Below are 12,237 nucleotides of genomic sequence, written 5' to 3'. Positions count from 1 at the left end.
CCGTGAACGGGGAAGGGAAGCCGACAGCGAGCGCTGCCGATGCCTTCGACGCTACGGATCTCCGGGCGTCCGTTGATCGGAGCACGGGTGGATCACGGGTGGATTCAGCGGGGCTGCGGTTCTCCACCCGTGGGTGGAGAAGGCCGCCCGGCCGGGCCTCGGTGGGGCCGGCCGGGCGTGGTGTTCCGGACGTCCGGCACAGTCGTCAGGCGTCGATCCGGGAGCGGTCCAGCGTCGCCGCCGAGCTGGAGATGAACTCCTTGCGCGGCGCCACGTCGTTGCCCATGAGCAGGTCGAACACCTGCTCGGCCGCCTCCAGGTCGGAGAGGTTGATGCGGCGCAGGGTGCGGTGGCGCGGGTCCATGGTCGTCTCGGCCAGCTGGTCGGCGTCCATCTCGCCGAGGCCCTTGTAGCGCTGGATGGAGTCCTTGTAGCGGACGCCCTTGCTCTGGAACTCCATGAGCTTGTCGCGCAGCTCGCGGTCGGAGTACGTGTAGACGTACTTGTCCTGGCCCTTCTTCGGCTGGACGATCTCGATGCGGTGCAGCGGCGGCACCGCGGCGAAGACCCGCCCGGCCTCGACCATGGGCCGCATGTAGCGGTGGAACAGGGTCAGCAGCAGGGTGCGGATGTGGGAGCCGTCGACGTCGGCGTCGGTCATCATGATGATCTTGCCGTAGCGGGCGGCGTCGATGTCGAAGGTCCGCCCGGAGCCGGCCCCTATGACCTGGATGATCGCGCCGCACTCGGCGTTCTTCAGCATGTCGGTCACGGACGACTTCTGGACGTTGAGGATCTTGCCGCGGATCGGCAGCAGCGCCTGGAACTCGGAGTTGCGGGCGAGCTTCGCCGTGCCGAGCGCCGAGTCGCCCTCGACGATGAACAGCTCGCTGCGGTCGACGTCGTCACTGCGGCAGTCGGCGAGCTTGGCGGGCAGCGAGGACGACTCCAAGGCCGTCTTGCGGCGCTGCGCGTCCTTGTGCTGGCGGGCCGCGATACGCGTGCGTGCGGCGGCGACCGCCTTCTCCATGACGACCCGGGCCTGGGCGGCGGCGTCGCGCTTGGTGGAGGTCAGGAACGCCTTGAGCTCCTTGGAGATCACCGTGTTCACGATCCGGCGGGCGGCCGAGGTGCCGAGGACCTCCTTGGTCTGCCCCTCGAACTGCGGCTCGGCGAGGCGGACCGTGACGACGGCCGTGAGGCCCTCGAGGGCGTCGTCCTTGACGATGTCGTCCTCGGCGACCCGGAGGAGCTTCTTGGCGCGCAGGACCTCGTTCATGGTCTTGGCCACGGCCTGCTCGAAGCCGGCCACGTGGGTGCCGCCCTTGGGCGTGGCGATGATGTTCACGAACGACCGGAGGGTCGTGTCGTAGCCGGTGCCCCAGCGCATGGCGACGTCGACGCCCAGTTCGCGGGTGACCTCGGTGGGGGTCATCTGGCCGTGCTCGTCCAGGACGGGCACGGTCTCCTTGAAGGTCCCCTGGCCGGTGAAGCGGAGGACGTCGCAGACGGGCTTGTCGGTGGCCAGGTACTCGCAGAACTCGCTGATGCCGCCGTCGAAGCGGAAGGACTCCTCGCCCTTGCTGCCGCCCTCGCCGAGGCCGTACTCGTCGCGGACGACGATCGTCAGGCCCGGCACCAGGAAGGCGGTCTGGCGGGCGCGCTGGTGCAGCGTCTCCAGGGAGAGCTTGGCGTCCTTGAGGAAGATCTGGCGGTCGGCCCAGTAGCGCACGCGCGTGCCGGTGCGGGCCTTGGCGATCCGCTTGGCCTTGCGCAGGCCGCTCCCGCTCTCGAACGTGGCGTCCGGGCCGTCGGCGGCGAATGCGCCGGGGACTCCGCGCCGGAAGCTGATCGCGTGCGTGTGCCCGGCCCGGTCGACCTCGACGTCCAGGCGGGCGGAGAGGGCGTTGACGACGGACGCGCCGACGCCGTGCAGGCCGCCGGAGGCCGCGTAGGAGCCACCGCCGAACTTGCCGCCGGCGTGCAGCTTGGTCATGACGACCTCGACGCCGGACAGGCCGGTCTTGGGCTCGACGTCGACCGGGATGCCACGGCCGTTGTCCCGGACCTCCACCGAGGCGTCGTCGTGGAGGATGACCTCGATGTGGTCGCAGTAGCCGCCGAGGGCTTCGTCGACGGAGTTGTCGATGATCTCCCACAGGCAGTGCATCAGGCCACGGCTGTCGGTCGAGCCGATGTACATGCCAGGGCGCTTGCGTACGGCCTCGAGCCCCTCGAGGACGAGCAGGTGCCGCGCGGTGTAGTTGGAACCGTCCCGGTCTGCTCCTGCCAGGAGAGCTGTGGACGGCACGGACGTGTCGGCGGTCACGCGGTTCGCTCCTCGCTGAATTTCAGGTGGGGCCCTTCTGGGTAAGGGCACGGCTTCGGTCGCCGCCACGAGGGTACCGAGGCCTGGTAGAGCCGTTGTCACGCCACCCTCGCGGTGAACTCAGCCTAGTCCAGACTCGTATGCATGTTCGATCCCTCGATGGGGTGAAGTACATATCACGTTCCCTTCCAGGCATGAACCATTTAGGCTCCGGGCACGTCCTCATGAACAAACCGGCAAGCCGGCCGGGAGGACCTGACCATGACCGACAGAGCGAAACCGTAAGCACCGCAGACACGCACTACGGCACATTCGCCGCCAGACCGGCTGCACCCAGCCACCACGAAAGATTTTTTCGTGGAACGGCCACGAGCGGGAACGTTTGGGGCTGGTTGGATGTTGACCCTGGTACGACAGCTCGTCGAGCTAGAGAAGAGGCGACGTGACTACTGTTCTGACCCCCGCGAGCCAGCTGACGGCCGCTGACCGCTGCGACCGCTGCGGCGCCCAGGCATACCTGCGCGTCGTCCTGCTCAGTGGCGGAGAACTGCTCTTCTGCGCCCACCACGGTCGCAAGTTCGAGCCGGAACTCAAGAAGATCGCCGCTGAGATACAGGACGAATCCGAGCGCCTGACGGCCGTTCCCACCACTGCCTCTGAAGAAGAGCACTGATCCTCGGCGTCCACGACGAGCCAGAGCCGGCACAGGCCGGTCAGCGGGCGGCCGCCCCTCGACGGAGGGGCGGCCGCCCGCACTCGTGGCGCCCAGGACGCGCTGGACCGCCTCAGGAAGCCCCGTGCGGCGCGCGGGAGCCGCGGTCCCAGCCCAGCGTCCGCAGGGCGTCGGAGACGCGCGTGTAGACGCCCGGGCTCCCCGCCTGCCCGCACCCGTTCCCCCACGACACCAGACCCACCAGCCGCCCCTGGGCGACCAGCGGACCCCCGCTGTCCCCCTGGCACGAGTCGACGCCGCCCTGCTCCTCCCCGGCGCAGAGCATGCTGCCGGCGACGTAGCGGCCGTCGTAGGAACCCGGATAGGCCCTCTCGCACACGGCGTCCGCCAGCACGTGGACGGACGCGGCCCGCAGGCTGTGCGGGTAGGCGCCGGCCCCTGTGGTGTCACCCCACCCGTAGACCGTGGCCTGGGTGCCCGGCGCATACGCCGGATCACCCGCCGGGGCCATGCGGAGCACCGCCGACGCCGGCACGGGCTCGCTGAGGGTCAGTACGGCGAAGTCGCCGGACTTGCTGGAGGAGTCGTAGCCCGGGTTGACCCAGACCTCGCGCACGGTGATCTCCTTGCCCGCGGTCGTGGACAGGTCGGTACGGCCCGTGACGACCCTCAGGTCCCGCGCCTTGCTCGCGGACGTCCCCAGGACGTCCCGGCTCATGCAGTGGGCCGCGGTGAGCACCGTCGTCAGGCCGACGGCCACGCCTCCGCAGAACTGCCCCGACCGCGTACCGCCGAACTGGTCACGGCTGGACAGCGCGACCGTCCACGGGCTCTGGGACACGTCGACCGGGAACCCGCCCACCACCACACCGCCGGGGGCCGCCTCCGCGGCCTGGACGGCCGTCCCCAGCGGTATCGCCATCACCGCGGCCGCCATGACCACCGGCCGGACCAGGGCCCGGACAAACGAACGACGCATGGATCCTCCTCACTCAGGGCTGACGACAGGAAACCCAGAGTGATCCAGTACCGGCCGCGCCGCACGCGCGCCGACACGCCGAAGGCCCGGTTCCCTCGCGGGAGCCGGGCCTTCGGCGTCGTACGAACGCGACCTAGTCGAGGTAGTCGCGCAGCACCTGCGAACGCGACGGGTGGCGCAGCTTCGACATGGTCTTCGACTCGATCTGGCGGATCCGCTCACGGGTCACGCCGTACACCTTGCCGATCTCGTCGAGGGTCTTCGGCTGACCGTCGGTGAGACCGAAACGCATGGAGACGACGCCCGCCTCGCGCTCGGACAGGGTGTCGAGCACGGAGTGCAACTGCTCCTGCAGGAGGGTGAAGCTGACCGCGTCGGCCGGGACCACGGCCTCGGAGTCCTCGATGAGGTCACCGAACTCGCTGTCGCCGTCCTCGCCCAGCGGCGTGTGCAGGGAGATGGGCTCACGGCCGTACTTCTGGACCTCGATGACCTTCTCCGGGGTCATGTCGAGCTCCTTGGCCAGTTCCTCCGGGGTGGGCTCGCGGCCCAGGTCCTGGAGCATCTGGCGCTGCACGCGCGCGAGCTTGTTGATGACCTCGACCATGTGCACCGGGATACGGATGGTGCGGGCCTGGTCGGCCATCGCGCGGGTGATCGCCTGACGGATCCACCAGGTGGCGTACGTGGAGAACTTGTAGCCCTTGGTGTAGTCGAACTTCTCGACCGCGCGGATCAGACCGAGGTTGCCCTCCTGGATGAGGTCCAGGAAGAGCATGCCGCGGCCGGTGTAGCGCTTGGCCAGGGAGACGACCAGACGGAGGTTGGCCTCGAGCAGGTGGTTCTTGGCGCGGCGCCCGTCCTCGGCGATGATCTCCAGCTCGCGCTTGAGCTTCGGGGCCAGCTTGTCGGCGTTGGACAGCTTGTCCTCGGCGAAGAGACCGGCCTCGATGCGCTTGGCGAGCTCGACCTCCTGCTCGGCGTTGAGCAGCGGGACCTTGCCGATCTGCTTCAGGTAGTCCTTCACCGGGTCGGCGGTGGCACCGGCGGCGGCGACCTGCTGGGCCGGCGCGTCGTCCTCGTCCTCGTCGGAGAGCACGAAACCGGCGCTCTCGGTGCCCTCCGGCTCGTCACCGGGCTTGGCCTCCTCGAGGACCTCTTCCTCGACCAGCTCGGCGTCGTCCTTCTTGGCCGCCGTCTTCTTGGCGGGCGCGGCCTTCTTGGCGACGGTCTTCTTCGCCACCGCCTTCTTCGCGGTGGTCTTCTTGGCAGCCGCCTTCTTGGCGGTGGCGGCTTCCTCGGTGGCAGGGTCGTCGACGGCGGGAGCGGCCGGAGCGGCGGGCGTGGTGGCGGTGGCCTTGCTCGCGGTCACCGTCTTCGCCGCGACCGTCTTGGTGGCGGTGCGCTTGGCCGGACTCTTCGCTGCGACGCTCTTTCGGGTGCGCTTCGGCTCCGCGGCACTGACCATCAGCGTCACACCCTCTTCCTCGAGGATCTGGTTGAGGCTGCGCAGTACGTTCTTCCACTGAGTGGCCGGAATCTGGTCAGCTTCGAAGGCCCGACGCACATCGTCGCCGGCGATCTGCCCCTCAGCCTTTCCCCGCTCAATGAGCGCCATGACAGAGACGGACTCGGCGATCTCCGGCGGGAGCGTACGGGATGTGCTGGCCGACACGAACAACCTCTCGGAACGTTGGAAAACGGCTTCCGGCCCCGTCCACGACGGACAGGAGCCGACCACCGGCCTGGGGATGGGCCGACGGTGCGGGCGGGGGCCGGGAGAAGCACAGCGCCTTGACCGGCGTCCGTATTCCCTCCGCGGCTGTCACCTCTTAGGTCATCGCATAGTTCCCGCGAGTGTTACGCCCAATCTTCGTGGCCCGAGTCACACCACGTAAGCGCTCAAAATCGGTCAGACACGGGCAGACACGGTCGCCGGAGGGGGTGCGAGGGACAGCCAGGGGCGCGTGTCGGCGGCTCGCACCGTCGGACCCCGCAGGGCCGCGGGGGCCTGCGGGGTCCGACGAGGGGGCGGGGCGACGGTCGGAGGACGACACGCGGTCGACGGCCGGAGCACGACACGGGAACGGCAGGCGTCCTCGGCCGCACCGCCCGGGGTGCGCGGATTCAGTGCTCGCGCGGCGCCGGCACCACGCGCTCGACCTCGGGGTGCACGGTGAGCAGCTGGCGCATGGCCGTCTCGGCACCGGCGCCGTCACCCGCCGCGAGGGAGTCGACGATCCGCAGGTGATGCGTCAGCGACGCCTCGGTCGGCCGGTCGCAGCCGGTTACCGGCCCGCCCGAGACCTGGAGGGCGGCCGACACGATCCCGTGCAGGTGCTCCAGCATGCGGTTGCCCGCGATCTGGATGAGCAGGGTGTGGAACTCGGCGTCGGCACGCGCGTACGTCAGGGCGTCTCCCTGCCCCATGGCGTGTCCCATGATCTCGACCATGTCACCCAGCCGCTGCTGGATGTCGTCGCGCCCGTGCCCGGCGGCCAGGCGCGCGGCGAGCGGTTCGATGGTCCAGCGCAGTTCGCTCAGCTCGCGGCGCTGGTCGTCGCGCTGCGGCCCGTAGGCGCGCCATTCGATGATGTCCGGATCCAGTAGGTTCCAGTCACTGACGGGACGCACGCGCGTCCCGACGTTCGGCCGCGCACTGACGAGGCCCTTGGCCTCCAGGACGCGGAGCGATTCACGGACGACAGTGCGGGAGACCTCGAACCGCTGCCCGATCTCCTCGGGCACGAGCGGGCGGTCGGCTCCCAGGTCACCCGAAACGATCATCTGGCCCAGCTGCTGCACGAGCTGGCCGTGCAGCCCGCGGCCGCGACTGCCGGAGGCACGTCGGCCCACTCGGCCCAGCTCGGGTTCCGCGGCCTCCCAGGCGGCGGGTCCGACGCGCTCGGCGGAGGGGGCCTCGGCGTAGGGGTAGCGGTCGAGATCGCCCGGGCCTGCCAGACCGGAGTCGGAGGAGCGGGCGGCGGTCATCATGGTGTGCGCAAGGGTACTCACGCATCTTTTGTCGGCGTCGCCTCCAACTGCCTTGAGGTCTTTGGTGAAAAGCACACGAAAGGGTGATCGCTCACACCGTCGCAATTGACGCCTTATCGGAAAGAAATGGACGTTCTCCGGGGAGTTGCGCACAGTGCGGGCACGAACGGTCGACGACGGTCGTCATCGCACTCGACTCCGCAGCGTGGTGAGCACATACGCGCACAGGAGAACCGTCAGCGACAACGTCAGCGCCCCTCCGACAGGTTGGGCGATCACCCTGGCCACCGCGGACAGGTACCGCTCTCCACCGAAGGGCCATTGGTACAGGAACACCTGGCGCATGCGCATCGGCAGCCCCGCGGCGCTCCGCACGGACGCCTCGCCCCAGGCCTTGTGCACGACCGGAACGACCACGACCGGCACAGCCAGCACCGCCGCCAGCCCCGCCGTGGTGGACCGGAACACCCCCGCCGCCAGCACCCCCGCCCAGGCACACCCCACCACCAGCCCGATCCAACTCGCCCCCATCGACAGCCACTCCCCGGGAACCTTCACGAACTCCCGTCCGTAGACGAGATACAACGCCTCGGCGTCACACCCCACCGTCACGAACGCCAGCATCAACGCGGTAGCCGCGGCGACGAGGAGCTTCGCACTCAGCAGCCCCAGCCTCCGGGGCACGGTGCCACGATCGGCCGCCAGCGCGGGGTGGCGGAACTCGTCCCCGAACGCCAGCGCCCCCAACAGCCCCGCCCCCAGCGCGGCCGGCGGCAACGGCAGCTCGACCGGCCACGCGGCCAGCAACCGCTCCTGCGGTGTGTGACCGATACGAGCGAGAAGCAGCGCCATGACGACGGAGGTGAGCAGCACGGCTCCAGCGGTGAGGAACCCGGTGCTGATGCCGGCGGCGCGACGCAGTTCGTAGCGCAGGGGACGGAGAGGGCTGGGGGCGGGACGGACGGAGATGGGGGGCGGGAGATCGGGGAGGGGGACGGGCGAGGGCCGGGGGGTGGCTTCTTCGGGGTGCGGGGTGGGGTGGGGCGGGGGGAGGAGGGCGGGGGGAGGAACCACCGGGAGGGAGGAATCGCGGCCCTCCTCCGTAGCCGCAGGCTGATCACCGCTGATTTCGCCTGCCTGTGTAGGGCGGTCCGATCTCGCAGCACTTTCGATCGAAGCCCGTTCACCTTCGGTCACCGCCGAACTGGCCGGAACCGCAAGGTCGCCATCCATCGCTCCAGGACCCAGGTCGCCCACCTCGTCCGCGAGTTGGTGGACCAAAACGCCGTGCCGGAACGCCGTCTCGCCCACCTGCGCGCAGCTACTGCCGTACACGGAGAGCCGGTTGCCGCTGTCCTGCACGACCTGGACGGAGCACTGTGCCGCGCGGGCCTCTCGGGTGAGGACGGCGGCGAGACGAGCGGCGTGGGGAGTGCGGACGACGACACGGGGGCGCAGGCGGGTGCGGGCGAAGCCTTGGGCGTCCTGGTCGGCGAAGACCCGGCCCTGCTCCAGGGTGATGACGTGGTCGGCGGTGCGTGCGGCCTCTTTGGGGTCGTCCATGGTGAGCAGGACCGTGCCGCCTCGGGCGGCGTGGGCCTTCAGCATGTCGTACAGCCAGCGGGCCTCTTGCCCGGAGAGTCCGTCACCGGGGGCGTCGAGCACGAGGGTGTGGGGGCCCGGGAGGAGGGCGCAGGCCAGGCCGAGCCTGCGGTCCATGCCGCGCGAGAGGGTGCCGAGGCGTTCCTCCCGCAGGCTGACGAGGCCTACGGCTTCGAGGACTTCGTCGGCTCGCCGTGCGGGCACTCCGGCCGCTGCGCACAGCATGCGGAGGTGGCCGCGCACGGTGCGGCCGGGGTGGCCGGGTACGTCGCCCAGAAGGACGCCGACCTCGCGGGAAGGGTGGGCGATGTGGTGCAGGGGGCGTCCCCTGAAGTGGGTGATTCCTCGGCCTTGTTGCAGTTCGAGCACGAGTCTGAGGACCGTGGTCTTGCCCGCACCCTGGGGTCCGAGGAGCGCGGTGACATGGCCCGCGCGCGCCTCGAACGAGACGTCGTCGACGGCGGGCGGAAGGTCCTTGCGGGGGACGCTGGTCAGTCCGAAGGCCTGGATCACCCGTAGCAAGATAGCGCCCTATGCCCGTTTTGTCGGGAACCTAGCGCTGAGGTCGTCTCGCCGGGTCGACAAGCAGGGTGTTCACGGCTCGGGCGAGAGCGCCCATACAGCGAAACGGTGCAGCCGGCCCGCTCTCAGACTTCCGGCCGCAGCATCGGCGGGTTGAGGAGGGTGGCCCCGCCGGCCCGGAAGAGCTGGGCGGGGCGTCCGCCCTGGCGGGTGGTGGTGCCGCCGGTCGGGACCAGGAAGCCCGGGGTGCCCGTCACCTTGCGGTGGAAGTTGCGGGGATCGAGCGCCACGCCCCAGACCGCCTCGTAGACCCGGCGCAGCTCGCCGACGGTGAATTCGGGCGGGCAGAACGCCGTGGCCAGAGACGAGTACTCGATCTTGGAACGGGCGCGTTCCACGCCGTCGGCGAGGATCTGCGCGTGGTCGAAGGCGAGGGGTGCCACGGGCTCGCCCTCGCGGCCGTAGCCGCCCTGCTGGAGGAGTTCCTCGACCGGGGCCCAGCGGGCGTTGCTCGCGTCGCCGCCGGCGCGGGGCGCGGGCAGGTCGGGGGCGAGCGCGAGGTGGGCGACGCTGACCACCCGCATGCGGGGGTCGCGCTCGGGGTCCCCGTAGGTCGCCAGCTGTTCGAGGTGGGCGCCGTTGTCCTGGACCGGGACCGAGGGGTCGTGGGCCTGCAGGCCGGTTTCCTCGACCAGTTCGCGCGCCGCAGCCTGGGCCAGGTCCTCGTCGGGCCGTACGAAGCCACCGGGGAGGGCCCACCGCCCCTGGAAGGGCGATTCGCCCCTGCGGACCGCCAACGCGCACAGGGCGTGGCGACGTACGGTCAGCACGACCAGGTCCACGGTGACAGCGAAGGGCGGAAAGGCTGACGGGTCGTAGGACATGCCGCGATCATAGTCGTCTTCCTGACGATAAACACTCCCTTCGTCGGTCCGGTCGATGGCTGGTCCACAACGGTTCGTGTCGGTCGGTACAGCCCGGCCCGCCGTGTGCCCGCTGTGGCACGCCCGACTGTTATGCCAGGTCAGGAGCCCAGTTGCAGGCCTTCGGCCGCCTCCTCGACCATCGCGAGTCCGAGTCTGCTGACCCGGACGGAGAACGGGGCGCCCGCGACGCGGAGTCCGGTCAGGACGATCTCGCCGAGGGGTGCGCTGCGTACGGGGCGCAGGGTGACGGTGCCGGCGGGGGCGTCGGGGCGGATGCCGGCGAGGGTGGTCAGCAGCAGGATTCCGGCGGCTGCCGCGGTGGCGGTGGGGCGGCAGGCGGCGGGGTGGGGCAGTGGGGCACCGCCGTCGGTGCGCTGCTCCCCCGCGTACATCTCCGGCAGGCGGTGGCCGAAGGCCTCGGCTGCGGCGAGGAGGCCGTGGAGCAGGGAGGACGCCTGCTTCTCGTAGCCGGCCGAGATCAGCCCCGCCACCGCGAGTGCCGTCTCGTGGACGCGGACGGCTCCGTGGCGGTGGCCGAACGGGTTGTATCCGGGTTCCTTGGTGCCGAGGGAGCGCAGCCCCCAGCCGGAGTCCATCGACGGGCCGCCCAGGAGCCGGGCGAGCTGTTCCGTCTGTGTCTTGTCCAGGAGTCCGGGTGCCTGGTGTCCGGCGCCGAGGAGGCCGGTGTCGAGGAGGTGGGCCACGCCCGCGCCGAGGTGGGGCAGGTGCCGTACGTCCGGGAGGCGCGCGACGGCGGGACGTCCGCCGCCCGGGGCGTCGATCCAGAACTCCTGGCGGAACGCGCTGCCGAGGGTCTCTGCCCACTGTCGTAGTCCGGTGCCGTCCGGTCGCCCGCAGGCGTCGAGGAGGTCGGCACCGAGGAGGGCGGCCCGGTGGGCGTGTGCCTGGGTCTCGCAGCGCACGGGTCCGCCGGGCTGCGGGTCGGGCAGGTAGGTGCCGTCACCGACGGCTTGCCCCAGCCAGGTCAGGCAGCGCTCGGCGGCCGGCAGCAACTCGTCCGTCTCGGCTTCGGGAAGTCCCCAGCGACGCGCCTCGGCGAGGAGGACGGGGAAGAGGAGGGTGGCTTCCGTCGCGGTGCAGCCGGGCGGCAGGTGGGGGCCGGCGTCCCGGCGCGGGCCGGGGATCATGCCGCACTGCGGTCCCGGGCTGGTGAGTTGGGTGCGCGCGAGAGTGCGCAGGGTGCCGACGGCGAGGCGGGTACCGAGCGGAAGGGTCATGCGGGCCGCGGACAGCGCCTCGGCCGGGGCGAGGCCGCACCGCCAGGGTGCGCCGGCCGCGAGGTGCATGTCCGCGGGCCGTGCGGGATCGCGTACCAGCAGGGCTTGCAGGTCTTCGACACTGGCTCGCAGCAGCGCCTGGACGCGAGGGTCGTCACCGCTGGCGTGTGCGGGCGCCAGGGGGTTCGTCGTCGCACGACCGGCAGGACGGACGGGGCCGCTCCCGTCCAGACGCACCCTCAGCTCCAGTTCGGCGCTGCCGCCGGGGGGCAGGTCGAGCTGCCAGCGCAGCATGCCGGCGGAAGCGAGCGCGTCGGAGGGCGGTGGGTCGGCGGTCACGGACACCGATGCGGTCGGACAGGACCAGCGCAGGCCGGAGGCGCGGACGCCGGCGGGCAGGTCGCGGCCCGCCGTGCCCGAGGCGATCGCGCTCAGGTCGGCGAGATCCGTCCCGAGCGTGATCTCGACCGGCACGCGCAAGGGGTGCGCCGCCGCGCTGCGCAAAGTGATCGTTTCCGTGCCGTCCGCCGAACGGGTGCGCTCGACGACGACGTCGGGGTCGGGACCGCCGTGCGGAGCTGCGCGCAGGGTGCCGGTGAAGCGGGCTCGGTCGGCCGAGGCCATGCGGGCCTGGACGGGGAGCGGCTCCCGTCCGGCGATGCGCAGGTGGCAGCGGGAGAGCAGGCGTCGACCGGCCCGGTAGAAGCCTTCCAGACCTCGACCGGCGAGTTGTCCGTCCGCGGTGGAGAGGGCCAGTCCGGGCAGGGCGACGCAGATCAAGGCGTCGTGTGCGGGGGGCAGGTCCCTTGGCCTGCGGGGCGTGGACGGTGTAGGGGCCGGGAGGGGTGCCGGGAGTGTGGGTGCTCCGGGCGTCGGAGCGGGCGGGGGCCCTCCGGCGTCGGACCGGAGGGGCGGCACGGGCCGTTCAGCGGTGCGGCAGTTGTCGGCGGAGGGGGGCGTCGGCTGATGCATGC

The 12,237-nt window shown here is 71.0% G+C and carries 8 protein-coding genes; 1 reads left to right on the top strand and 7 read right to left on the bottom strand.

Features of this window, described 5'->3' with window-relative positions; translation table 11 throughout:
* Positions 1–205 precede the first annotated feature (205 nt).
* A complete protein-coding gene (locus tag E4U91_RS25930; protein ID WP_137309053.1) occupies positions 206–2,329 on the bottom strand; it encodes a DNA gyrase/topoisomerase IV subunit B in 2,124 nt (707 codons plus the stop codon).
* A gap of 442 nt (positions 2,330–2,771) precedes the next feature.
* On the opposite strand from E4U91_RS25930, the gene E4U91_RS25925 reads away from it, so the two are divergent.
* Positions 2,772–3,002 carry a DUF7455 domain-containing protein gene (locus E4U91_RS25925; RefSeq protein WP_137309052.1) on the top strand — a complete coding sequence of 77 codons (231 nt, stop codon included), beginning with the start codon at positions 2,772–2,774 and terminating at the stop codon, positions 3,000–3,002.
* Positions 3,003–3,114: 112 nt separating this feature from the next.
* Here E4U91_RS25925 and E4U91_RS25920 read toward each other — a convergent pair whose 3' ends face one another.
* The 6 genes from E4U91_RS25920 to E4U91_RS25895 form a co-directional block, all read right to left on the bottom strand.
* Positions 3,115–3,981, bottom strand: coding sequence for a S1 family serine peptidase (locus E4U91_RS25920; RefSeq protein WP_137309051.1), 867 nt, complete (start codon positions 3,979–3,981; stop codon positions 3,115–3,117).
* Positions 3,982–4,114: 133 nt separating this feature from the next.
* Positions 4,115–5,656 (bottom strand): RNA polymerase sigma factor, encoded by a 1,542-nt coding sequence (locus tag E4U91_RS25915; protein ID WP_137309050.1) that lies wholly within the window; start codon positions 5,654–5,656, stop codon positions 4,115–4,117.
* Positions 5,657–6,108: 452 nt separating this feature from the next.
* Entirely contained in the window at positions 6,109–6,996 is an 888-nt protein-coding gene (locus tag E4U91_RS25910; RefSeq protein WP_137309049.1) for a FadR/GntR family transcriptional regulator, read from the bottom strand.
* Positions 6,997–7,158: 162 nt separating this feature from the next.
* Positions 7,159–9,090 (bottom strand): ABC transporter ATP-binding protein, encoded by a 1,932-nt coding sequence (locus tag E4U91_RS25905; protein WP_137309048.1) that lies wholly within the window; start codon positions 9,088–9,090, stop codon positions 7,159–7,161.
* A gap of 134 nt (positions 9,091–9,224) precedes the next feature.
* Positions 9,225–9,983 carry an NUDIX hydrolase gene (locus tag E4U91_RS25900; protein WP_137309047.1) on the bottom strand — a complete coding sequence of 253 codons (759 nt, stop codon included), beginning with the start codon at positions 9,981–9,983 and terminating at the stop codon, positions 9,225–9,227.
* A 140-nt stretch (positions 9,984–10,123) separates the two neighbouring features.
* Positions 10,124–12,235 carry a glycogen debranching N-terminal domain-containing protein gene (locus tag E4U91_RS25895; protein ID WP_137309046.1) on the bottom strand — a complete coding sequence of 704 codons (2,112 nt, stop codon included), beginning with the start codon at positions 12,233–12,235 and terminating at the stop codon, positions 10,124–10,126.
* Between the last annotated feature and the right edge of the window lie 2 nt (positions 12,236–12,237).

The sequence above is a fragment of the Streptomyces lasalocidi genome, assembly GCF_005280215.1.
In the GTDB taxonomy this organism is placed as follows: Bacteria; Actinomycetota; Actinomycetes; order Streptomycetales; family Streptomycetaceae; genus Streptomyces; species Streptomyces longwoodensis.
The sequence above is the reverse complement of the archived record's forward strand: the minus strand, read 5'-3'. Positions and strand labels throughout refer to the sequence as shown.

Excerpts from the sequence above, each read along its gene's own strand:
- E4U91_RS25920 (WP_137309051.1), bottom strand. The coding sequence starts at position 3,981 with ATGCGTCGTTCGTTTGTCCGGGCCCTGGTCCGGCCGGTGGTCATGGCG.
- E4U91_RS25900 (WP_137309047.1), bottom strand. The coding sequence starts at position 9,983 with ATGTCCTACGACCCGTCAGCCTTTCCGCCCTTCGCTGTCACCGTGGAC.
- E4U91_RS25895 (WP_137309046.1), bottom strand. The coding sequence starts at position 12,235 with ATGCATCAGCCGACGCCCCCCTCCGCCGACAACTGCCGCACCGCTGAA.